The sequence below is a fragment of the Yoonia maricola genome, from assembly GCF_002797915.1.
Taxonomy (GTDB): Bacteria; Pseudomonadota; Alphaproteobacteria; order Rhodobacterales; family Rhodobacteraceae; genus Yoonia; species Yoonia maricola.
On sequence record NZ_PGTY01000003.1, the window covers coordinates 225,812 to 248,914 of the forward strand.

General features: G+C 56.3%; 21 protein-coding genes and 1 tRNA gene. 17 read left to right on the forward strand and 5 right to left on the reverse strand.

Features of this window, described 5'->3' with window-relative positions; genetic code table 11:
• Window positions 1-5 precede the first annotated feature (5 nt).
• From BC777_RS15380 to BC777_RS15390, 3 genes are all read right to left on the reverse strand, one after another.
• Window positions 6-1,223 carry a CapA family protein gene (locus BC777_RS15380; RefSeq protein WP_100369094.1) on the reverse strand — a complete coding sequence of 406 codons (1,218 nt, stop codon included), beginning with the start codon at window positions 1,221-1,223 and terminating at the stop codon, window positions 6-8.
• Between the two features lie 96 nt (window positions 1,224-1,319).
• A complete protein-coding gene (locus tag BC777_RS15385; RefSeq protein ID WP_100369095.1) occupies window positions 1,320-2,381 on the reverse strand; it encodes an ABC transporter ATP-binding protein in 1,062 nt (353 codons plus the stop codon).
• Between the two features lie 3 nt (window positions 2,382-2,384).
• Window positions 2,385-3,179, reverse strand: a complete 795-nt coding sequence (locus BC777_RS15390) for an IclR family transcriptional regulator (RefSeq protein ID WP_100369343.1) — start codon at window positions 3,177-3,179, stop codon at window positions 2,385-2,387.
• 171 nt (window positions 3,180-3,350) lie between these two features.
• Here BC777_RS15390 and BC777_RS15395 point away from each other — a divergent pair, with 171 nt between their 5' ends.
• The 15 genes from BC777_RS15395 to BC777_RS15465 all read left to right on the forward strand — a co-directional run bounded on the left by BC777_RS15395 (window position 3,351) and on the right by BC777_RS15465 (window position 19,626).
• The gene (locus BC777_RS15395; protein ID WP_100369096.1) at window positions 3,351-4,607 is read left to right on the forward strand and encodes an ABC transporter substrate-binding protein; all 1,257 of its coding nucleotides are present in this window, start codon (window positions 3,351-3,353) and stop codon (window positions 4,605-4,607) included.
• A 133-nt stretch (window positions 4,608-4,740) separates the two neighbouring features.
• Entirely contained in the window at window positions 4,741-5,667 is a 927-nt protein-coding gene (locus BC777_RS15400) for a carbohydrate ABC transporter permease (RefSeq protein ID WP_100369344.1), read from the forward strand.
• Window positions 5,667-6,515 (forward strand): carbohydrate ABC transporter permease, encoded by an 849-nt coding sequence (locus BC777_RS15405; protein WP_100369097.1) that lies wholly within the window; start codon window positions 5,667-5,669, stop codon window positions 6,513-6,515. The genes BC777_RS15400 and BC777_RS15405 overlap by 1 nt, the downstream gene beginning before the upstream one ends.
• A gap of 6 nt (window positions 6,516-6,521) precedes the next feature.
• A complete protein-coding gene (locus tag BC777_RS15410) occupies window positions 6,522-8,603 on the forward strand; it encodes an alpha-galactosidase (protein WP_100369098.1) in 2,082 nt (693 codons plus the stop codon).
• A complete protein-coding gene (locus BC777_RS15415) occupies window positions 8,600-9,358 on the forward strand; it encodes an SDR family NAD(P)-dependent oxidoreductase (protein ID WP_100369099.1) in 759 nt (252 codons plus the stop codon). The genes BC777_RS15410 and BC777_RS15415 overlap by 4 nt, the downstream gene beginning before the upstream one ends.
• Window positions 9,355-10,260, forward strand: a complete 906-nt coding sequence (locus BC777_RS15420; protein WP_100369100.1) for a 2-dehydro-3-deoxygalactonokinase — start codon at window positions 9,355-9,357, stop codon at window positions 10,258-10,260. The genes BC777_RS15415 and BC777_RS15420 overlap by 4 nt, the downstream gene beginning before the upstream one ends.
• A gap of 3 nt (window positions 10,261-10,263) precedes the next feature.
• On the forward strand, window positions 10,264-10,869 hold the full coding sequence (locus tag BC777_RS15425; RefSeq protein WP_100369101.1) for a 2-dehydro-3-deoxy-6-phosphogalactonate aldolase: 606 nt from the start codon (window positions 10,264-10,266) through the stop codon (window positions 10,867-10,869).
• Window positions 10,866-11,687: an SMP-30/gluconolactonase/LRE family protein gene (locus tag BC777_RS15430; RefSeq protein ID WP_100369102.1), complete on the forward strand. Its 822-nt coding sequence runs from the start codon at window positions 10,866-10,868 to the stop codon at window positions 11,685-11,687. Before BC777_RS15425 ends, BC777_RS15430 begins: the two co-directional genes overlap by 4 nt.
• 47 nt (window positions 11,688-11,734) lie before the next feature.
• Window positions 11,735-13,636, forward strand: coding sequence for a beta-galactosidase (locus BC777_RS15435; RefSeq protein ID WP_100369103.1), 1,902 nt, complete (start codon window positions 11,735-11,737; stop codon window positions 13,634-13,636).
• A complete protein-coding gene (locus BC777_RS15440; protein ID WP_100369104.1) occupies window positions 13,636-14,601 on the forward strand; it encodes an aldose epimerase family protein in 966 nt (321 codons plus the stop codon). The genes BC777_RS15435 and BC777_RS15440 overlap by 1 nt, the downstream gene beginning before the upstream one ends.
• Before the next feature lie 174 nt (window positions 14,602-14,775).
• Window positions 14,776-16,170: a cytochrome ubiquinol oxidase subunit I gene (locus tag BC777_RS15445; RefSeq protein WP_100369105.1), complete on the forward strand. Its 1,395-nt coding sequence runs from the start codon at window positions 14,776-14,778 to the stop codon at window positions 16,168-16,170.
• 4 nt (window positions 16,171-16,174) lie between these two features.
• Window positions 16,175-17,185: a cytochrome d ubiquinol oxidase subunit II gene (locus tag BC777_RS15450; RefSeq protein WP_100369106.1), complete on the forward strand. Its 1,011-nt coding sequence runs from the start codon at window positions 16,175-16,177 to the stop codon at window positions 17,183-17,185.
• A 130-nt stretch (window positions 17,186-17,315) separates the two neighbouring features.
• A tRNA-Met gene (locus tag BC777_RS15455) sits at window positions 17,316-17,392 on the forward strand.
• Between the two features lie 217 nt (window positions 17,393-17,609).
• Window positions 17,610-18,176 (forward strand): GNAT family N-acetyltransferase, encoded by a 567-nt coding sequence (locus BC777_RS15460; protein WP_100369107.1) that lies wholly within the window; start codon window positions 17,610-17,612, stop codon window positions 18,174-18,176.
• 37 nt (window positions 18,177-18,213) lie between these two features.
• Window positions 18,214-19,626 (forward strand): FAD-binding oxidoreductase, encoded by a 1,413-nt coding sequence (locus BC777_RS15465; RefSeq protein WP_100369108.1) that lies wholly within the window; start codon window positions 18,214-18,216, stop codon window positions 19,624-19,626.
• Here the strand turns inward: BC777_RS15465 and hemC are convergent.
• Complete coding sequence (gene hemC / locus BC777_RS15470) at window positions 19,623-20,558, reverse strand: hydroxymethylbilane synthase (protein WP_100369109.1); 936 nt, start codon at window positions 20,556-20,558, stop codon at window positions 19,623-19,625. The genes BC777_RS15465 and hemC overlap by 4 nt on opposite strands.
• Window positions 20,559-20,652: 94 nt before the next feature.
• On the opposite strand from hemC, the gene hemE reads away from it, so the two are divergent.
• Both hemE and BC777_RS15480 read left to right on the forward strand, forming a co-directional pair.
• Entirely contained in the window at window positions 20,653-21,687 is a 1,035-nt protein-coding gene (gene hemE, locus BC777_RS15475) for a uroporphyrinogen decarboxylase (protein WP_100369110.1), read from the forward strand.
• A gap of 50 nt (window positions 21,688-21,737) precedes the next feature.
• Window positions 21,738-22,124, forward strand: a complete 387-nt coding sequence (locus tag BC777_RS15480) for a hypothetical protein (RefSeq protein ID WP_133122576.1) — start codon at window positions 21,738-21,740, stop codon at window positions 22,122-22,124.
• Here the strand turns inward: BC777_RS15480 and hemF are convergent, their stop codons facing one another.
• The gene (gene hemF, locus BC777_RS15485; RefSeq protein ID WP_100369112.1) at window positions 22,125-23,003 is read right to left on the reverse strand and encodes an oxygen-dependent coproporphyrinogen oxidase; all 879 of its coding nucleotides are present in this window, start codon (window positions 23,001-23,003) and stop codon (window positions 22,125-22,127) included. It abuts the gene before it with no gap.
• Window positions 23,004-23,103: the final 100 nt, after the last annotated feature.

Consider the following 23,103-nt stretch of genomic DNA (forward strand, 5'->3'; position numbering starts at 1 on the left):
GCGCGTTAAACGTTAACCCGAGTCACCCTCTGGGCCACGGTATCGCCCCGTTTCTCGGCATGCCACCGCACGGGTGTTGCCGTGAAACTGGAAATCGCCGTTTTACCATTGGTTTTTTGCACATCGACCTGCAGAATTGTACTGGACGCAATTTTCTCATGCGCAAAGCCCCACAACAGGCTGCCAAGTGAGTAGGCGATTGGCACCGTCCGGTCGCCGGATTTAGTGCGATACAGCTCAATGGGCTGGGCGACATGGGGGTGGTGACACACGATGATGTCGGCCCCGAAATCAGCCAGCTCTTGCGCCGCCAATTGCTGCGCGCGGCGGGGAAAAAGTTCGAACTCATGCCCCCAATGCAAAACAGCGACGACCAGATCGCACCCTGCGTCTTTGGCGTGCGATATCTGCGCCTTGAGCAAGGCTAGATCAGGTGCCGCATGTTTGGACGTCAGCTTGGCAATGTTCACGCTATGCGGCGTATCATCAGGTGGCGGATGACCATTCGTCCCGAATGTACAGCTCGCAAAACCAAGCTTGATACCATTCTTTTCAACCGTTTTCGCAGTCGTCTGCTGCGATGGATCATCAAAGATACCAAGGGGGGTGATATTGCGTTTCGCCAAGGCAGCAAGCGTTGTCTTCACCCCCTCGGCACCCATATCGAAAATGTGGTTGTTGGCCACATTCAAGACATCGATGAACTTACCCTTGTGGCTGGTCAACGCCTCGAAATGGACCTCTGAGGCGCATTCTGTGGGCGGCCCGGCATCGCCGATCACTTCATCCACCAGCGGCTGTGTCGTGACAGGAGATTCGTAGTTGGCAATCGACAAATCGGCATCAAAAAGCAAATCTTCTATCGATCCGTAAATTTCGTTTTTTACCGGCTCGGCCCGATGGGTGCGCAGGATATCCCCCGCAAAACTTATCGTCAGCTTTGATCCGTCAGTGGCATCTGGCGCAAGCTGCACATGAGTGCTGTCCATAAATGCCGATGTATCAAGGCCGCTTTCGGGGAGGGAAACAAGATTTTGGGATTTATACACCCAGTACAAATTATCAAGTAAACCCATTTCCGGCAGATCACTTGCCGCACCTTTGCGCGGTACTTTCCAAAAACCAAACATGTCCGCCACTTTCATGACGACCACCATGATACCTTTGAGAACAGGGTTGGAAACCCGGAGTGTTTCAAACGGGGTGATCGGAAGCAAAGACACCGGTACAGCCCTCCCTCAATAGACGTTTTGCCGTACACACAAGCACAAGATATATGTGTGGCAAGGGGTTAATAATTTGTCAACGAAGCCAAACTATCAGCTACGTATTCGGTCTTCTGTTTTTGCGTCAAACAGATAGATCCGGTTTGCATCGATATGAATACCGACGGTCGCGCCCTCTTCGGATCGAATATCGCCACGTTCCTCTACAATTACCCGCTCACCCGTTTCGCTAGTCAGATAGGCGAACGACACGCCGCCAAGGCTCTCTGTTAGTTCTACAGTATGCGTGTCCCCGGCCGGATCAATTGTGATATGTTCAGGGCGCGCACCGACGCTGACCGCCTTGCCTTCAAAGGCCGTATTGATCAGCCCTTCGTAGCGGGCTGCCAGGCCCGGAGCCTCGACATTACCGCCCTTTACCGTGCCGTTCACAAAATTCATGGCAGGTGAGCCGATAAACCCTGCCACGAATTTGTTGTCTGGATCACGATAAAGGTCCATCGGCGCGCCGACCTGTTCGATCACACCAAGGCGCAGCACCACGATCTTATCGGCCAGCGTCATCGCCTCGACCTGATCATGGGTGACATAGATCATCGTGGCACCGATTTCCTTGTGCAGGCGGGCGATCTCGACCCGCATCTCAACCCGCAGTTCCGCGTCAAGGTTGGAAAGTGGTTCATCAAACAAAAACACCTCGGGCCCACGGACAATAGCACGGCCAATGGACACACGTTGGCGCTGCCCACCCGACAAGGCTGATGGTTTGCGATCCAGATAAGGTTCAAGCTTGAGAATGCGGGTCGCCTCGGCCACCTTGCTCTCGATCTCATTCTTGGGATGGCCATTCATCTTGAGGCCGAACCCCATGTTATCCTTCACCGTCATATGCGGATAGAGCGCGTAGGTCTGAAACACCATTGCCACGCCACGTTCGGACGGATCCATCCGGGTGACGTCGCGATCACCGATATGGATCGATCCTTCGGTCGTTTCCTCAAGACCGGCAACCATTCGCAGCAACGTGGATTTGCCACAGCCCGACGGGCCGACAAAGACGCAGAATTCGCCATCGGCGATGTCCAGATCGACACCGTGGATGACCTGCACATCGCCATAGCGCTTGATAACCTTATTCAGTGTAACACCTGACATGGCCTAGATCCCCGTTTTTTCTTTTGTGTTGTAGTCCGGAAAGCTCCAGTTCTGGGCGTCCCGCGTAATTTTGTTTGCCGTCGCTTTCAGGATCGGCACGAAGGCTTCGAGCCCCGCAAGGTTTGTGCGGCTGGTTGTACTGGTGACCGATAAAGCGCCCAGCACGCGGCCGGCATCGGTCAGGATGGGCATCGCGACACAGATAATACCGGGTTCATGTTCTTCACGGTCAAAACCATAACCGTTCTGGCGAATGTCGGCCAATTCAGCCCGCAGCGCATCGGCGCTATCAAGCGTGTGTTCCGTGAAAACATGAAATGACTGTTGTTCGATAACGTGCGCAGCCGTGCTGTCATCCAGAAAGGCCAGCATCACCTTGCCGACGCCGGTGCAATAAGCCGGGCCGACCTTGCCTGCCTGACTGTACATCTGAACCGGCTGGCCTGCATTGCGTTTGTCGATGTAAAGAACCTGCGCATTGTCCAACTGAGCAAGATGCACTGTCTCACCTACCGCCTTGCTTAACGCGTCAACATGCGGGCGGGCAACGGGGGCAAGCGTTGACTGTTCCCAAGCAGCATGGGCCAAACGGACAAGACGTACACCAGGGCTGTAGGTTTGCCGCTCTGGGTCATAGGCAAGCATCTGCTGGTTGGTCAGCGTCTGGACAAACCGGTACAGCGTTGGCTTGGGAAACGACGATTCCGCCAGAAGCTCACCAAAGCGTACAGGCCGCCCAAAGGCTGCCACCTGATCCAGCACTTCAAGTGCCTTGCCGACTGTGCCGTCACCGGTCACGCGTGCCATCTGTCCTCCCTCATCTCGAACGTGCTTCGACACCGATCTCCTCAACGGTGCCGCTTTGAGATGTTGACAAGGCTAGCCGGTTCGCGGTTTAGTATCAACATCCAAAACCAAGTTTCAAATAATGAGACCGGTTTACAAACGGAAGCATACTGGGAGGAAACCATGCATTCCATTTTGAAGACGTCGCTTGCGGCGTTGGTTGCTGCTGGCGTTACCGCGTCATCCGCTGCTGCCCAAGATCTATCGGGCGAGCTCAACATTATCTCTGACATGTCAAACCCTGCGCCACGCGCCGTGATGGAAGGGCTTGCCGCTGACTTTGATGCGTTGCACCCCGATCTTGAGGTCAACCTGACAATCGTGGACCGCGAAGCCTGGAAGACACAGATCCGCAACGCGCTGGGTGCAAACCCACCGGATGTTGTGAACTGGTATGCGGCCAACCGCATGCGTCCTTATGTTGACGCTGGCCTTTTCGCCGATATTTCTGATCTCTGGGCCGAACCAGAGTTCGAAGCGCTGGCTTCAACCAAAGGTGCGATGACGCTGGACGATGCGCAGTGGGGTGTGCCGTATACATACTACCAATGGGGCGTTTACTACCGCAAAGACATCTTTGACCAATATGGTCTGACCGAGCCTTCCAACTGGGAAGAAGAACTGGCGAACTGCCAGACCCTGCTGGACAACGGCGTAAAGTGCTACACGATCGGTACCAAGTTCCTTTGGACGGCAGGTGGCTGGTTTGACTACATCAACTCGCGCACAAACGGCTATGACTTCCACATCGCCTTGGCCCGTGGCGAAGTTGAGTGGACCGATGACCGCGTGCGTCAGACCTTCGCCAACTGGCGTCAGCTGATCGACATGGGTGCGTTCATTGACGACCACCAGACGTACAGCTGGCAGGAAGCGTTACCATTCATGGTCAATGGCGAAGCTGCTTCGTACCTGATGGGTAACTTCGCGGTCGCCGCCATGCGTGACGGTGGTTTGACCGACGATCAATTGGACTTCTATCAGTTCCCGGTCATCAACGCAGACGTTGATTTTGCGGAAGACGCACCAACAGATACGTTCCATATCGCATCTGGCGCACAAAACATGGACGCCGCGAAAGAGTTCCTGCGTTTCGTGACATCCGCTGAAGTGCAAACAGCGATCAACGGCGGCGATGCCTTGGGTCAACTGCCTGTAAACGCCAATGCATCTATTGATGACGATAAGTTCCTTGCGCAGGGGTTTGACATGCTGTCGAACAATGCAGGCGGCGGCATCATGCAGTTCTTTGACCGTGATTTTGATGCAGAAATGGCGTCCGTCGGCATGGAAGGCCTGCAAGAGTTCATGGTGTTCCCGGACAATCTGGACGACATCCTGGCGCGCCTCGAAGAGACACGTCAGCGTATCTATCAATAACCCAAACAGTAAGGTGGGTTAAAACCCACCTTACATGCCTATCCGTACCGCGGGTGGGCAACACGACCCACAGCCCATCCGCAAATCTGACCTGAGATTTTCGCATGTGCTGTCCGCAGGAGACAAGAAGGTCATGGCATCTGCCGATACCAACCGAAGCTGGTACAAACGCAACGAGATTGCTGTCACACCGTGGCTGTTCTTGTTACCCGCGATGATTTTCTTTGCGGTCTACGTCATCATCCCAATCGGGCAGTCGTTCTGGATTTCGTTCCACGAATGGGATGGCTTAGGCGAAAAAACTTGGGTCGGCACGGCCAACTACGAGCGCCTGCTCGGCTGGGGCGATCAGAACATGGATCGCAAGTTTCAGGTCTCCTTCTGGAACAACCTCAAATGGCTGGTGCTCTATCTGCTGGCCATCCCTGCTGGGCTATTTATTGCGCTGTTCCTAAATCAAACGGTGACGGGCATCCGCTTTTACAAGTCGATGTTCTTCTTCCCCTTCGTGATCAGCCAAGTCGTTGTTGGGTTGGTGTTCAGCTGGTTCTACCTGCCGCGCGAAGGCTTATTGAATGCTATTCTCGGCGTATTCGGCGCGGGTCCTGTGAACATCTTGGGCGATCCGACACTGGCCACTTACGGGATCATCGCAGCGGGCCTATGGCCGCAGACCGCATATTGCATGATCCTCTATCTCACTGGCCTGAACGCAGTTGACCCCGAACAGGTAGAGGCGGCGCGTCTGGATGGTGCAAAGGGCCACAAAATGCTGTGGTACGTCATCCTGCCGCAACTCAAGCCTGCAACCTTCATCGCTTTCGTGGTGACCATCATCGGCGCATTGCGATCCTTTGACCTGATCAGCGTAATGACCAACGGGGGGCCGTTCGGGTCAACCCGCGTCTTATCATTCTATATGTTCGAAGAGTCTCTGTCGGAGTTTGGTTTTCGCATGGGTTTTGGCGCGGCCATCGCCGTGGTCCTGTTCTTCATCATGCTCGGGTTTATCACCTACTTTCTCTACGCGATGTACCGTGAAGAAAAGGGAGCGCATTAATGTTTCCGACACCTATCGCAAAGACCTCACGAACCTGGCAAATCTCTTATCAAATCCTCGTACCCTTGGTTATGTTAATCTGGCTGTTACCGCTGCTTGCTGTGGCCAACTTCTCAGTCAAGCCAGAGGCCGATTTCGTCAACGGAAACTACTGGGGTATCCCCAGTAGTTTCGACGCTATCTCGAACTACGGGAAGGTGTTCTTTGAATCGAATATGCCGCGTTATCTGTTTAACTCTTTGCTGATCACAATCCCGACCGTCATTGGTGCTGTTGCTTTATCCTGCATGGCGGGGTTTGCACTGGGCGTTTACAAGTTCAAAGGCAATTTGCTGATCTTTTTCATCTTCATTGCCGGTAACTTTGTACCCTTCCAGATCCTCATGGTGCCGGTGCGTGATCTGACCGTTAGCATGAACCTTTATGACACGAAGACCGGGTTGGTCCTTTTCCATATCGCCTTCCAAACCGGGTTTTGCACGCTGTTCATGCGCAACTTCATCCGTGCTCTGCCCTTCCCGTTGATCGAGGCGGCCCGGGTTGAGGGCATCGCGGAGTGGCGTATCTTCCTTTATGTCGTATTGCCCTTGATGAAGCCCGCATTGGCCGCCCTCGCTGTGCTGATTTTTACGTTCATCTGGAACGATTACTTCTGGGCCGTTGTCTTAACCCAAGGACCAGATGCGCAACCTGTCACCGCCGGGATCACCGAGTTTAACTCGCAGTTCCGCGCCGCCTATCACCTGATGAGCGCAGGATCGATCGTCGCAGCCTTACCGCCGGTCATCATGTTCTTTTTGATGCAGAAACACTTTATCGCGGGCCTCACCCTCGGAGCTGTAAAGTAGACGACCATGAACAGAACCTATCGTATCGACGATGGCCGCCAGACCCTTGTTTTGGCGGCACGCAATGACCGTCTGCCGGAGGTGGTGTATTGGGGCGCGCTGCTGCAGGAGGATGAGAACCTCGACACGTTGTATGCCGCACATGCAATTGACGTGACAGGCGGGATGCTGGACGAAAATCCAGACCTGTCAGTTTGTCCCGAGGCCACGCGCAGCTTTCCCGGCCAACCCGGGCTGATCGTGCGCGACAACGACGGCACACCGCTCTTACCGAAGTTCTGTTTTGAGAGCTTTGAACAGAACGGTACGCTGGAACTGACATACGCGGACAAAGACAACGGGCTGACCCTCACAGTCAGTTTCATCAGTGACCCTGACACGCACATCATCACCTGCCAAACGACATTAGACGCAACCCGTCCCGTGCACCTGCATTGGCTTGCCGCACCCGTGCTTCCGGGACCGCAGCAATCGGACGAGATGATTGATGTTTCAGGCCGATGGTGTGGTGAATTCCAGCTGTCGCGTACCGCTTGGGCCCCCGGCATGCGCTACCGCGAAAACCGCACGGGACGCACGGGGCATGAACATTTTCCGGGCTTGATTGTCCCCTGTCGCGGAGCCACCAACACCGAAGGCGAAGCTTATGCCTTCCACTATGGCTGGTCTGGTGGTCACAAAATGATCGCTGAAGAACTTCAAGATGGTCGCCGCCAAATCCAATGGGGGCATGCCGCGCGGATGGAAACGGAAGCCGCAACCCAGTTCAAGACAGCACCACTTTATATCTCATACTCGAACACTGGCCTGAATGGTTGTGCTGTCGCATTCCAGCGCCACCTGCGCGACCGGATCGTGACATGGCCCAAACCTAATGCGCCCCGCCCAGTGCACTATAATTGTTGGGAAGCGGTCTATTTCGATCATAAACTGCCCGTTCTCCAAGACATCGCAGATCGCGCTGCAGCGCTCGGAGCAGAACGCTTTGTGCTCGACGACGGCTGGTTCGGCAATCGTGACGACGACACCCGCAGCCTGTCGGATTGGACCGTCGACCCACGAAAATACCCCGATGGCTTGCACCCGCTGATCGAGCATGTACATGGGCTGGGCATGACCTTTGGCATCTGGTTCGAGCCAGAGATGATTAACGAAGACAGCGACATTCACCGGGCCAACCCGCATTGGGTATTTGGCGCCGAAGATCAAACGCTGGGCCGCCAGCAAAAGGCGCTGAATATGGCGCTGCCCGAGGTCCGTGATTTCCTTTATGAACGCATGTCTGCGATCTTGCGCGACCATCATGTCGACTATATCAAGTGGGACCACAACCGCGTGTTACCCATGCCGGATGCATCGCAAACACGCGGCTCATACGCATTGATCGACCGACTGCGTGCTGATTTCCCGCATGTGGAAATCGAAAGCTGCGCGTCAGGCGGGGGCCGCATTGATTTCGGCATCCTAGGGCGCACGCAGCGGGTCTGGCTTTCGGACAGCAATGACGCGCTCGAGCGGCTGCGCATTCAACATGATGCTGCCCTTTTCCTGCCCCTCTCGGTGACCGGCAGCCATGTCGGGCCGCGTCATTGCCACACCTCTGGCCGCACGCTTGATATGTCGTTCCGCGCATGGGTTGCAGCCCAGCGCCACATGGGGTTCGAAATGGATCCGCGTGAACTGGATGAAACAGAGGCTGCAACGCTGAAAGAGGTCACAAGCTGGTGGAAACACAACCGCGACTGGATGCAGACTGCCGACATCCTGCGTCTTGATAGCGCAGACCCGGCGGTGATTGCAGAACAGCAATTGGCACGCGATAAGGATCGCTTTGTTGTCTTCGCAGGCAAGGCCGCCACCAGCGCACAAATCGTGCCAAGGCCGTTACGCCTGACCGGGCTGGAACAGGCGGCAACCTATCGGATTGACCTGATCAACCGCGCGTCCCTGCACCACCTGTCACGCGGCATCACTGCGTTGAAAGAAGACGCGCTGGAGCTGTCGGGCAACTACCTGATGCACCACGGTGTCACGCTACCGTGGTCCTTCCCGGAACGGATGTGGGTGTTAGAGGGGACACGTCTATGAACGCAACCTTTCATGATCTCAACGGGGCCTCAGTCTTTATTACTGGTGGGGGGAGCGGCATCGGCGCTGCACTGACCGAAGGGTTCGTCGCGCAAGGTGCTAAAGTCGCCTTTGTCGACAAGTTGGACGCTGCGGCGCTTGTGACAGAAATGGAAACAAAACACGGCACAGCCCCGCTGTTCATCCAAGGTGACATCACTGACACCAAGACACTGCAAGCGGCTATCACGCAGGCAGCCGATGCGCATGGCCCACTGAACGTGTTGGTCAACAACGCCGCAAACGATATGCGCTATGACGCAGTGGACATCACCGAAGACATCTGGGATGCCCAGCAAGCCATTAACTTCAAAGCCTATTTCTTTGCCTGCCAAAAAGCAGCAGAGGTCATGGCACCCAAGGGGTCTATCATCAACTATTCCTCAATCACCTATATGATGGGACTCGCAGGGATGACACCCTATGTCAGCGCCAACGCCGGGATCATGGGTATGACCCGCGCGCTGGCGCGTGAGTGGGGCCCAAAGGGCATCCGCGTCAATGCGATCGCCCCGGGCTGGGTACTGACGGAAAAACAGGAAAAGATGTGGGCGACGCCCGAAGCCAAAGCAGCCTTCTTGCAAAAACAGTGCCTGCAAGAGTTCATGCAACCAGATGATATGGTCGGTGGAACGCTGTTTCTGGCGTCCTCGGCATCGGCAATGATCACAGGGCAGACCATCGCAATAGATGCAGGCGTGGTGGGCACAGGATGACGGATACGAACATCAAAGCTGGCTGGATCGCCGTCGATTGGGGCACTAGCAACATGCGCGCTTGGGCCATGTCAGCATCAGGCACGGTATTGGCCGAGGCTAGATCGGATCAAGGCATGGGGCAGCTGTCGCCAGACGCATTTGAACCGGCTCTTTTGGCGGCTATCGGCGATTGGATCGCGGGGCCCACAACGGTGATCGCTTGCGGCATGGTCGGCTCTCGGCAGGGTTGGATTGAAGCACCATATGCCTCCGTACCTTGCACGACCTTGCCAGAGCGTTTGGTGATCGCCCCGACAACCCATCCTGATCTGACCGTCCACGTCATTCCTGGCATCAAGCAGACCCAACCCGCTGATGTGATGCGCGGCGAAGAAACCCAGATCAGCGGCTTTTTGGCGCGCAATCCGGGTTGGGACGGCGTCATCTGCCTGCCCGGCACCCACACCAAATGGGTGCATATCAGTGCAGATGAGGTGGTCAGCTTTCAAACATTCATGACCGGCGAATTGTTCGACACAATCTCCAAGCAAACAGTGCTACGCCACGCCATTGCCGCAGACGGATGGGATGATGCCGCCTTTGCAGAAGGGCTAGACCAGAGCCTGTCACGCCCCGAACGGTTGGCAGCACGGCTGTTTTCCCTGCGGGCCAATAGCCTGCTCAATGGGCTCTCAGGTGATGCCGCTCGCGCGCAACTGTCTGGCCTTCTTATCGGGGCAGAACTGGTCGCGGCGAAACCCTATTGGCTGGGCCAGCAGATTGCCGTGATTGGTGAGAGCAGGCTATCAACGCTTTACATCAAAGCCCTCGCATCCCAAGCCGTACCTGCAACGCAGGTGAACGCCGCTGCGACAACGCTTGCCGGGCTTACGGCCGCCTACAAGCGCCTGAAAGGATAAACCATGGACCGTCCATTGATCGCCATTTTGCGCGGTGTTACGCCAACGGAAGCTGCGCCAATGGCCGCAGCCCTGATCGACGCGGGCATCACCAAGATCGAGGTTCCGCTGAATTCACCTGATCCATTCAGTAGCATTATGGCAATGGCCGATGCACACGGCACGGATGCACTGATTGGTGCAGGTACTGTTCTGTCCACCGATGATGTCGGACGCGTGGCACAAGCCGGTGGTAAGTTGATCGTGTCGCCAAACTGCGACCAACGCGTGATTGTCGCAACCAAGACGGCCGGAATGGAAAGCTGGCCGGGCGTGATGACACCGACTGAGTGTTTTACAGCCCTCAAAGCAGGCGCGGACGGTCTAAAAATTTTTCCTGCCAGCCTGATTGGCCCTGACGGGATCAAGGCCATCCGTGCGGTTCTGCCGCCTGACACTCAGGTCTATGCCGTGGGCGGCGCGGGCGCGGATAATTTTGCGGCGTGGATGGCGGCCACTGCAGATGGGTTCGGGATCGGGTCTGCCCTTTACAAACCGGGACTTTCCGTCGCCGAGGTCGCGGCGCGCACCCGCGATATCGTTGCCGCCTTTGATGAGGCCGCGTTATGATTTTTGATGATACGCAATGCCAATTGGGCGAAGGGCCGCTCTGGCACCCATTGCGCAAGCAATTGTTCTGGTTCGATATTCTGGGAAAACGCCTGCACACAAAAGGCCAACACTGGCAATTTGATGACTACGTCAGCGCCGCTGGGTGGACCTCTGAAACGACCTTGATGGTCGCGACAAGTGACGCGCTACGGCACTTCGATATCACAACCGGGGACCATCATGTCATCACCCCGCTTGAGGCAGACAACAACGTAACCCGCTCTAACGACGGGCGGGCGGACCCGCAGGGTGGCTTTTGGATCGGAACCATGGGGATCAACGCCGAGGATGGCGCAGGTGCCATCTATCGCTACTACAAAGGTGAACTCCGCCAGCTTTTTGCGCCGATCACGATCTCAAATGCGATCTGCTTTGCACCCGACGGCAAGACCGCCTATTTCACCGACACACCAACACAGCAAATCATGCGTGTCGCACTCGACGCCGAAGGATGGCCTGCGGACGCACCCGCCCTGCACATCGACCTGCACGGCACGGACTTCCGCCCGGATGGTGCCGTGGTGGATGCAGTAGGCAACCTATGGAACGCACAATGGGGCGTTGGCCGCGCCGCCGGATATACCCCGGACGGCAAATTCATCGAAAGCTTCGCCTTTGACGCATTTCAAACATCCTGCCCTGCCTTCGGTGGCGATGATCTAAAAACACTGTTCTGCACCAGTGCTGCGGTAGGGCGTACGGGTGACCAGCAGGGCAAGACATTTGCCACACCAACACACTACACCGGCCAGTCAGAGCACCGGGTCGTTCTTTGACCGACCGCTCCTTTCATCTTGGTCAATATACTCAAAAGGGCCCAGCCATGAAACGCACGCTTGGCGTTTGTTATTACCCCGAACACTGGCCCGAGGCGCAGTGGACAGCTGACGCAGCCCAAATGGTCGCTGCTGGCCTGACATGGGTACGGATCGGCGAATTTGGCTGGAGTCGGATGGAGCCTTCACCAGATACACTCACGTGGGATTGGCTTGATCATGCGATTGAGGTACTGGGGAACGCGGGGCTCAAAATCATCCTTGGTACACCAACGGCGACCCCCCCGCGTTGGATGATCGACAAACACCCCGACATGCTGGCCGTCGATGCCGAAGGACGCCCGCGCAAATTTGGGTCGCGCCGTCATTATGACTTCAGCCATTTGGGTTATCGCGACGAATGCCGTCGCATCGCAGGTTTGATGGGCGCGCGTTATGGAACGAACCCGCATATCGCCGCATGGCAGATCGACAACGAATATGATTGCCACGACACGACGTTGAGTTACTCGAACGTGGCGCGGCAAGGCTTTCAGGATTGGCTGGCACGGAAATATCAGTCGACCGACGCGCTAAACCGGGCATGGGGGAATGTCTTTTGGTCCATGGACTATGACAATTTTGATCAAATCGACCTGCCCAACCTGACAGTGACCGAATCCAACCCCGCGCATCAACTGGCCTTTCGCCGCTATAGTTCTGATCAGGTCGTGGCCTTCAACAAGGCGCAGGCAGAAGTATTGCGCAAATATACGGACGCCCCATTGATCCACAACTACATGGGTCGGATCACGACGTTTGATCACTGGAAGGTGGGCGCAGACCTCGATATCGCGTCATGGGATAGTTATCCGATTGGCTTCCTATCGGATAGACTCGAAGGTAGCCCCGCATTCAAGCATGAATTTCTGCGCCAAGGCCACCCGGATATGCAAGCCTTCCACCACGACCTTTACCGTGCGATAGGCAAGGGGCGCATGTGGGTGATGGAACAGCAGCCCGGCCCGGTAAATTGGGCTCCCTACAACCCAGCCCCTTTGCCCGGTATGGCGCGCCTTTGGGCGTGGGAGGCTTTTGCCCATGGCGCCGAAACCGTCTGCTATTTCCGCTGGCGACAGGCCCCTTTCGCGCAAGAACAGATGCATGCGGGGCTCTTGCGCCCTGACAGCGCGCCTGCGCCCGCTTTGGCAGAGGCGCGTCAGGTCGCAGACGAGATCGAAACGCTGGCAAGCGTGAGCACGGCCCAAGCGCAAACGGCACTTGTCTTTGACTATGAAAGCGCCTGGGGCTGGGAGGCCCAACCGCAAGGCGCTGATTTTGAGATGTTCCGCTTGGCCTTTGCCGCCTACCGTGCGCTACGTCGGACCGGTTTGAACATCGACATTCTGCCTCCGGACGCAACCGACTTATCTGCGTACAAACTTGTCTTGGCACCGGGGATCATGAAACTCTCTGATCCGCTCCGACAGGCGCTCGCAGCCTTCAAAGGCATCGCCCTGATCGGTCCACGCACCGACACCAAGACGGATGAATTGAGCATCCCCACCCCGCTTGGCCCCAACCTGCCGGATGTCGACGTTACCGTCAGTCTGACCGAAAGCATGCCACCCGATGATGCCATCCCCCTGCAAGGCGTTGGGCAGTTGATGCATTGGTTTGAGCATCTGGAAGGTGGCGCAAATGTGTTGGCCGAAACATCAGATGGGCGGCCCGCGATCATGGGTTCGCACCACCTGCGCTACCTTGCCGGTTGGCCGGACGATCAGACCTTCGACAGTACTGTGCGGGCGATTTGCACGGAACTGGATATCGAAACACAGACCCTTCCGGAGGGTCTGCGCATCCGCGATACGCAAACGCATCGCTTTGTCTTTAACTATGCGAACGCCGCGAAAAACTGGCAAGGTACGACAATCCCTGCCGCAGGCGTCCATTGGGAGCCTTTATAATGGCGCATTTCGGCACAACTCAGAATGGCGAAGACGTTGCAAACATCACCATCTGTGCGGGCAACCTGTCGGTCAACGTCCTGACCTTCGGTGCGATCGTGCAGGACGTGCGGTTGGAGGGCGTGTCGCATGGGTTGGCGCTCGGATCAGACCTGCTCAACGACTATGAAACCACCATGGGGTACTTTGGGTCTATTGTCGGCCCAATAGCCAACCGGATCAGCAATGCGCGCGTGCGGCTGGATGGTATGATGTATGAGTTGGAACGCAATGAGAATGGTGCGGTCCACCTGCACTCTGGATCAGAAGGTGTACACCGCAATATATGGCAAGTCGCCTCGCGGAGTTCAGATCGTGTCACGCTTGCGCTGGCACTGGCCGATGGCGTCGCGGGCCTGCCCGGACGACGCGATATTCGGGTGACCTATCAGGTCAGCGCACCCGCCACCTTGACCATGACAATTGATGCCTCGACCGACACGACCACCTGCATAAACTTTGCCAGCCATATCTATTGGAACCTAGATGGGACCGCGACATGGGAGGGGCATGAACTCGCGATTGCAGCGGGTCACTACCTGCCGATTGATGATCGGACGTGTCCCACAGGCGAGATTGCCCCCGTCGCTGGCACAGTGATGGATTTTCGCAAACCCTGCCAGCCGGGCCGCGGTGCACCTGCACTTGATCATAACTTTTGCCTGTCTGACGAACGGCAAGCTTTAAGGGATGTCTTATGGTTGACCGGGCAATCTGGTGTCAAAATGACCCTTGCCACGACCGAAAAGGGCCTGCAAATCCATGATGCGGCTGGATCACACCGGCCCGGCAGATCTTGCTATGAGGGCATCGTGATTGAACCACAAGCATGGCCCGATACGCCAAACCATCGCGATTTTGGGTCGATCATCGTCACGACAGATCAGCCTTACACCCAAGTAACAAGCTGGCGGTTTGAGCGCTAGCGCGGCCTGATCTTTCCACTCATTGCGTATCGATATGCGAATGCGAGATATCCTTTCGCGCTCGGCCATCAGACGCCGATTGTACCGCGCTCTGCTGTCGCACCCCCATGCGATATGCTGCAATGCAGCTATATTAGGGTCAATGGCAAGATGCCCCTGACACTGAGGCGCGAAATGGAACTTGAAACCTTACTTCTGTCACGCATTCAATTTGCGGCAAACATCTCTTTCCACATCCTTTTCCCGACGATCACCATCGCCTTGGGCTGGGTGCTGTTGTTCTTCAAACTACGCTACAACCGCACGGGCGAAGAGCGCTGGATGGAAGCATACCGCTTTTGGGTGAAAATCTTTGCTCTCTCCTTTGCGATGGGCGTGGTGTCCGGCATCACGATGTCGTTCCAATTTGGCACCAACTGGCCCGGATTCATGGAAAAAGTGGGCAATATCGCAGGGCCGTTGCTTGCCTATGAGATCATGACGGCGTTTTTCCTCGAGGCGGTCTTCCTTGGCATCATGCTGTTTGGATTTAGCCGTGTGCCGAATTGGCTGCATACGCTGGCGACCTTCCTTGTGGCATTTGGAACCATGATGTCAGCGTTCTGGATTATCGTTTTGAACTCATGGATGCACACGCCCCAAGGATTTGAGATGATTGATGGTGTCGCGCATGCGACCGATTGGTCTGCCATTATCTTTAATCCCTCAATGCCCTATCGCTTTACGCATATGGTGTTGGCCAGCTTCCTGACCGTCAGCTTCCTGATCGCAGGCGTCAGCGCCTTCCGCTGGCTGATCGGCGGACGGACCGAAGGGGTGCGCGTTGCGCTGAAAACAGCAGTTATTGGTGCTGCCCTGCTGATCCCCGTACAGATCTTCGTAGGCGATATGCACGGCCTGAACACTAAGGAGTATCAGCCCGCCAAAGTGGCCGCGATGGAAGGGAACTGGGAAACAGATACCGGCGTGCCGCTGGTCTTGTTCGCGATCCCTGATGAAGAAGCGCGCGAAAACCGATTTGAGATCGGTATTCCCAAACTCGCCTCGTTCATCCTGACCCATGACTGGAATGGCGAAGTGAAAGGGCTGAATGATTTTGTGACCGAAGATGGCGAGGTACTTCACCCCCGCGTATCGCCAGTGTTCTGGTCGTTCCGGGTCATGGTCGGCACCGGGCTGTTGATGCTGCTGGTCAGCTGGACGGCAACCTACATGATCATGCGCCGCAAGCGTGGAGTCGAAGGGCTGCCTAAGCCGATGCTCTATGCGCTCGTTGGCATGAGCTTTAGCGGATGGCTGGCCACGCTGGCAGGTTGGTACACGACAGAGATCGGGCGGCAACCCTGGCTCGTCCACGGCGTGTTATCCACCAAAGAGGCCGTCGCAGATGTGCCTGCACCATTGGTGCTATCAACGCTGATTGCATATCTTGCGGTTTATGCGGCACTACTATTGGCCTATATTTTTGTGATCTTCTATCTGGCGCGCAAGGCCGCGCGCGGAGAAGAAATAGGTACCCGCGTCGCGCCATCACCAGCGGCAGCCCCCAAAGCAATGCCGGCGGAGTAGCATCATGCATTATTTTGGCGATCCAGCTATCTGGCTGCCCTTTGTCTTTGCAGCGCTGATGGGCGTCTCGATCCTGATCTACGTCGTTCTGGATGGGTTCGACCTTGGTGTCGGGGTTCTGTTCCCCTTGGCCGAGGATGATGAGAAAGACCGCATGATTGCCTCGATAGGGCCATTCTGGGACGCAAACGAAACCTGGCTGGTTCTGGCTGTGGGCTTGCTTTTGGTGGCCTTTCCATCGGCCCATGGGACCATTCTGACCGCCCTCTACCTGCCCGTAGCGATCATGCTGATCGGGCTGATCCTGCGCGGCGTTGCCTTTGAATTCCGCGCGAAGGCGCCCGCCCCACACAAACGCCTGTGGAACAACGCGTTTTTCGCAGGTTCGCTGATGACGTCGCTCAGTCAGGGTTTCATGCTCGGCATGTATGTCATGGGTTTGGAGTGGACGTGGCTGAATGTGGCCTTCGCCTTACTGACGGCTGTTTTTCTGACCGTCGGCTACAGCTTTATCGGGGCGACATGGGTGATCCACAAGACGTCGGAGGCGTTGCAAATTAAGGCGGTTGAATGGGCAAAGGGTGGTATTTGGGGGCTGGTGCTGGGGATTGCGGCAATCTCGCTTGCGACACCCTTTGTCAGCGCGCGCATCTTTGACAAATGGTTCAGCTGGCCCGAGGCACTTTACCTCGCACCATTGCCGATCCTGTCGGCGATCTTGGTATTTTGGCTTTGGTCAATGCTGCGACGCATGCCGCACCCAGAAGACCGCCGGTCATGGCAACCCTTTGCCGCAGCAACAGCGCTGTGGGTCATGGCGTTCGGGGGGATGGCATATAGCTTTTATCCCTACGTCGTACCCGAACAGCTCACAATTTACGACGCAGCAAGCGCGCCAGAGAGCTTGTTTATCATACTCATCGGGACCTGCATCGTTCTGCCCACAATTATGGGATATACGGTTCTCTCTTATGTGATTTTCCGCGGCAAGGCGACCGAACTGCGCTATGATTAGGGGTGGGTGGGTCAAGACCCACCTTACGGAGCGGGACCATTGCAAAGCGTAAGGTGGGTTTTAACCCACATTCCCCATAGAATCGGTTTGACACCCCAGCCCCCATTGCGTAACTCGTCGCTCGTGGAATGGCGCGGTAGCTCAGTTGGTTAGAGCGAACGACTCATAATCGTTAGGTCGGGAGTTCAAATCTCCCCCACGCCACCACCACCATTCCAATTCCCTAGCTGACGTTCAGACCTTACCGGGCATCTGAGGACCCGACTTACGGGCGTTTGGCTGCGCCAAGCCACCCTGAGTGCGGGAGTTCAAATCTCCCCCACGCCACCACCACGCCCACAAAATTTGCGAAAAACATACAGCCTTAAGCAAGGTTGGTGTTGTTTGCTGTTCACCAGCCCCGATCCTATGGCACACTGTGCCAATGACCGATCTACCACCCCATACAACCGTCACCACGGAACGCTTGCGCCTTGAACCATTCGCACCTGCGCATGCGAACGCCCTGAATGCGATCAACAATGAACCAGCGGTTATGGAGTTTCTCAGCGAAGGCGTGCCAGAGACCATGAAAAAGACGCAAGACGCCATCGCAAGGGTCCGGGATGCCTGGGCCAAGCTGGGCTACAGCTGGTGGGCCATCAGCGACAGATCAACCGAACAGGTGATCGGTGCTGCCTGCGCTCAGCATGTCGCCCGCAAGCCCGAAGCAGAGATCGAGATCGGCTGGCGCTTGGCCACCGCGGCCACTGGTAAGGGTTTTGCAACCGAAGCAGGCCGCGCCGCCGCCCGCTATGCGTTTGAGGTGATCGGTGTCGATCATGTGGTCGCCGTGGCGCATCCTGACAATACCGCATCGCATAAAGTCATGCAGCGCATCGGGATGACGTTCCGCGGCATTGAAACGCACTACGATGAAGACTGCACGACGTATGTCCTGCACCGCGCTGACTTTGGCGCTAGGCACGGAGAAGTCTTTACCTCTTGCTAGCGCCCGCTACAGTGCGACGCAGAGCTATAGGTGCAACATGACTGTCCTTGACCAAATCGCTGACGCCATCGGCACTGACCGCATCCTGACAGGTGTAGATGCAGCACCATATGGTAAAGACTGGACCGGGGCTTATACATCAACGCCCATGGCAGTCCTACGACCTGCAAACACAGCAGAGGTCGCCGCCATTCTCAAAATCGCGCATGCCACCAAGACCCCTATTGTCCCCGCGTCCGGTCGTACCGGGCTGACAGGTGCAACGCTTGCCGAAGGCGCGTTAATGCTGTCTGTCGAGCGGTTGAATGAAATAACAGAGATCAATGTCGCCGGGCGCACCGCCACCGTTGGCGCGGGCGTGATCCTGTCCAACCTGCATGACGTGGCAGAGGAACACGGCCTGATCTTTCCGCTCACCTTGGGCGCACGCGGGTCCGCCATGATCGGCGGGCTTTTGTCCACCAACGCAGGCGGCTCAAACGTCGTGCGCTATGGCAGCACACGCGGCCTGTGTCTGGGGCTGGAGGTGGTCATGGCAGACGGACGCATCATGAACCTGATGAGCGCACTGCATAAAGACAACTCTGGTCTGGACCTGCGCAATCTCATCATAGGGGCCGAAGGTACGCTTGGGATCATCACTGCCGCCGTTCTGAAACTGAAACCCAAACCCCAAGCCTATGCCACGGCGATGGTGGCTGTCCCCTCGCTCCCTGATGCGCTTGATCTGCTGCACAGGCTTCAGGATGAAACAGGTGGCGGAGTCGAGGCTTTCGAATATATGCCGCGTAGCTATATCGACAAACATATGCAGCTGTTTCCAGACGTCACCGGACCTTTTGAGGCAATTTATGACATCAATGTCATGATCGAGGTTGCAGCCACTCGGGCCAAGGACGCCCGACCGCAAGACGATGGCAGCCTGCCCGTTGTCAGTGCATTGGAAGAAACACTCGGCGCGATGCTGGAAAACGGCACAGTGCTGGACGCTGTCATCGCCCAAAACGACAACCAACGCAGCGAAATATGGAAGCGGCGCGAAGATGCAGGCGAAGTGGCATTTTTTGGCGGGGTCTTTGTGAACACTGATGTCGCTGTACCGCTCGACAAGGTGGAGGCTTTTGAAAAAGCGCTCACACCAAGGATCAAAGCCATTGATCCAGAGGCAGAAGAAGTGATCGTTGCCCATCTGGGTGACGGCAATATCCACCACACCAGCTATATCACCCGGAACGATCCCGGCGTGATTGATGCGATGACAGAAGCAGTCGAGGATGTAGTGCAGGAATTGGGCGGATCTTTCAGCGCTGAACATGGGATTGGTGTGTCCAAGCTGGAAACCATGAAGCGGCGCAAAGATCCGGTCGCACTTGATGCGATGCGCGCGATCAAGGCGGCACTTGACCCCAACAATATCCTCAACCCCGGCAAGGTCATTCCAACCGCTTAAAAGAAATCAGGCCCCGCCTGCTCCAGCAGCTTTGCAGCCATCGCGCGGCCCATCTCGGCCCCGTCTTCAATCGCACCGCTCATGTCATCGGCATAAACCTCGGTGCCATCGGTCCGCAATATCTCACCGCGCAGGCGGATTGATCCGCCATCCAGTTCCGCCAAGCCGCCAATTGGCGTTTCACACGACCCATCCAGATGTGTCAGAAACATACGTTCTGCAGCCAAACGCTGGCCCGTTGGGCCATCATGGATCGCCTCAAGCATCTGGGCGGCACGGTTATCATCGCCACGGCGTTCAATGCCGATAGCACCCTGCGCCACAGCAGGCAGCATCTCGTCGGGTGCGACCGCCGTGCGCGGCACATCACTCATATGCAGGCGGTTCAAACCAGCCATGGCAAGAAACGTCGCTTCCGCCACACCCTCGCCCAGCTTTTTCAGGCGTGTCTGCACATTGCCACGAAATTCAACGATGTTCAGGTCAGGTCGTTTAGCCAGCAACTGTGACCGACGCCGCAGGGATGACGTGCCAACCGTGGCCCCGTGAGCCAGATCATCAAGCCCCTTTGCATTGAGAGATACAAACGCATCACGAACATCTTCGCGCGGCAGATATGTGTCTAAAAGCAACCCACCGGGCTGTTCGACCGGCATGTCCTTCATCGAATGTACTGCGATATCAATGGACCCATCCAACAGCGCCTCTTCAATTTCGCGGGTGAACAGGCCTTTGCCGCCAATCTCTTTCAAAGGACGGTCCTGAATGGCATCACCCGTCACTTTGATCACGCAAATCGCAAAGGCCTCTTCGGGCAGATCAAAGGCGGCCATCAGGCGCGCGCGCGTCTCATGCGCTTGTGCCAGCGCAAGCGGTGAACCGCGGGTTCCGATGTTGAAAGGCGTGGCGGGGGTGGGCAAATCAAGTGTCATGTCTGGATTGTTAGACGTGTCAACCTAGCCTGACAACTCCCTTGACAACATCTTCTGCAATTGGGACCACAGGGACGATAAAAAAGGACACCTCATGGCGCAGCAAAAAACCATCCTCCAGGCCCTCGCGGGCGAAACACTTCCTACCCCGCCGATCTGGATGATGCGCCAAGCAGGCCGATATTTGCCAGAATATAAAGCAACGCGGGCGCAGGCCGGGGACTTCCTGTCACTGTGCTATAATCCCGAGTTAGCAGCAGAGGTCACATTGCAGCCCATCCGCCGCTATGGCTTTGATGCGGCTATTCTTTTTGCCGATATCCTGTTGCTACCGCAGGCATTGGGCGCTGACCTGTGGTTCGTCACCGGCGAAGGCCCGCGCCTGTCCACAATCACATCTGCAGATGAACTTGCCAAACTCAAACCGACCGAGGCAATCCACGATACGCTGAACCCCGTTTATGAGACCGTGAAAATCCTTTCCCGCGAATTGCCGGATGAAACAACGCTGATCGGTTTTGCTGGTGCCCCATGGACTGTGGCCACCTATATGATCGCAGGCCAAGGCACACCAGACCAAGGGCCCGCCCATGCGCTCAAGGCCGAGAACCGGGAGGTCTTTGACGGGATCATGAACCGGTTGACAGAAGGCACCATTGCTTATCTATCCAAACAGATTGAGGCTGGTGCCGAATGTGTGAAGCTTTTCGATAGTTGGGCAGGTTCGCTACAAGAAGACGACTTCCTGAACTATTCCATCAAGCCAATGCAGCGGATCACGAGCGCGCTAAAGGAAAAACATCCCGGCATTCCCGTCATCGCCTTCCCACGCGGCGCAGGCACGCAATATGCGGGTGTTCACGGCGCTACAGGCGCGGATTGCGTGGCTGTCGATGATGGTGTTGATGCGGCTTGGGTTGCTGACAACGTCCAAAAAGATGGTTGCGTGCAAGGCAATCTGAAATCATCGCATATGGTCACGGGCGGCGATGCTTTGGTCAGCGAGACACGGCGCATCTGCGACGCCCTGTCCGGTGGGCCACATATCTTTAACCTTGGTCACGGGATCACGCCCGATGCGGACCCCGAAAACGTTCAGCTGATGATCGACACGGTGCGCGGGTCCTAGATTTGCCGTAATGCGCAGATAACGTGAGGCATGTGAACGAGGAGCATGCCGTGAAAATACCGCTCACATTGCGACTGGCCTACCATGGTTTCCGCGCGACAGTGCGCGCGGGCCTACTGTTTTTTCTGGCGTGGGTTTTCCTGATCCCGGCTTCTGCATCAGAAACAACCGCCCTCGGCGCCCGTGACGGCGCGACATACCCGGCCGGTTTGCGCATGATGCGCGTGGCGAAAGTTGTCGTGGCCGTAGCACCACCGCGCGCCTATGACCTGATTGCCATGGGCTTGCGCCGCGATATATCTCCATTGATGGTACGGGTTGCCTTTACGCAAATTGCGGCGGGAAATGTCATGCCTGCATCAACCCGCGGGAACGGCATGCCCGTTCTCGAAAGTGACCGCGATATCGAAGGCCCGCGCTTTATTACGGTTGACTAGTCAAACCCATTTCGCCATGGGCGGCAGGCTCATCAAGACGGCATTGGCATCATGCCCGGTGGCAAGGCCGAACTTTGTGCCCCGGTCATAGACAAGGTTATATTCGGCATAGAGCCCACGGTGCACCAGCTGCGTGTCCTTATCTGCATCCGACCACGGCGTATCGCGGCGTTTTTCAACCAGGGGAACATAGGCTGGTAGAAAGGCCTTGCCGATATCCTGGGTCAGCAAGAAATCTGCCTCCCAATCGCCCGTGCAATAGTCATCCATGAAGATGCCCCCCACGCCACGCGCGCGATTACGGTGCGGGATATAGAAATACTCGTCCGCCCATTTCTTGAGCTCGGGGTAATGCGCTTCCCCATGCGGATCCAGATGCGCTTTCTGGGTTGCATGGAAATGCGCAGTATCCTCATCATATTCAATACAAGGGTTCAGGTCAGAGCCACCGCCAAACCACCACGCATGTGGCGTCCAGAACATGCGGGTGTTCATGTGCACGGCGGGCGCATGTGGGTTCTGCATATGTGCCACCAGCGAAATGCCTGACGCCCAAAATCGCGGATCATCTTCCATGCCGGGGACACCACGGGCGGCCATTGCCTTTTGCGCGGATGCACCCAATTGGCCATATACAGTTGAAACGTTCACGCCGACCTTTTCAAAGACACGCCCCCCGCGCATCACCGACATCAAACCACCGCCTGCATCAGATCCATCATCAGACGTCCGCTTTGTTCCGGTGACTTCAAACCGGCCCGCCGCCGCCTCGCCTTTGTCGCTGTCTTCCAACCCTTCGAAAGCGGTCACAATCTCGTCGCGCAATGTGCGGAACCATGTTGATGCTTTGCTTTTTTCCGCCTCAAAACCGTCTGACATTACTGGCCTATTTCCCCTGATATTGAATAACATGTTATCTTTGTCTTTATGCACCATAGTCATCATGCAACGATGATCCAGATCAAAACCGGAGAGAGCC